Source organism: Neisseria sp. HMSC070F02, from assembly GCF_001814225.1.
Lineage (GTDB): Bacteria > Pseudomonadota > Gammaproteobacteria > Burkholderiales > Neisseriaceae > Neisseria > Neisseria meningitidis.
On record NZ_KV815469.1, the window covers coordinates 1 to 236 of the forward strand.

Sequence of the window (236 nt, forward strand, 5' to 3'; positions counted from 1 at the left end):
GCAGACGGCAGGATGCGGCGGCTGTTTACCTTGAGGCAATACTTCGGCATTTTGCACCGATTGCTGAAAAACCGTTGAAAAACGCCGCTTTATCCAACAGACAAAAAACAGGATAAATTATGCAAAACCACGTTATCAGCTTAGCTTCCGCCGCAGAACGCAGGGCGCACATTGCCGCAACCTTCGGCGCGCGCGGCATCCCGTTTCAGTTTTTCGACGCACTGATGCCGTCTGAA

Annotated in this window: 2 protein-coding genes; both read left to right on the forward strand. The window is 52.1% G+C overall.

What is annotated here, in order from left to right; genetic code table 11:
- The coding region (locus HMPREF2959_RS07930) for a lacto-N-neotetraose biosynthesis glycosyl transferase (protein ID WP_070696652.1) at positions 1–78 on the forward strand (78 nt) is incomplete at its 5' end.
- A gap of 41 nt (positions 79–119) precedes the next feature.
- Positions 120–236 (forward strand): glycosyltransferase family 25 protein (locus HMPREF2959_RS11310; protein ID WP_148138172.1); only part of this gene is annotated, 117 nt, incomplete at its 3' end.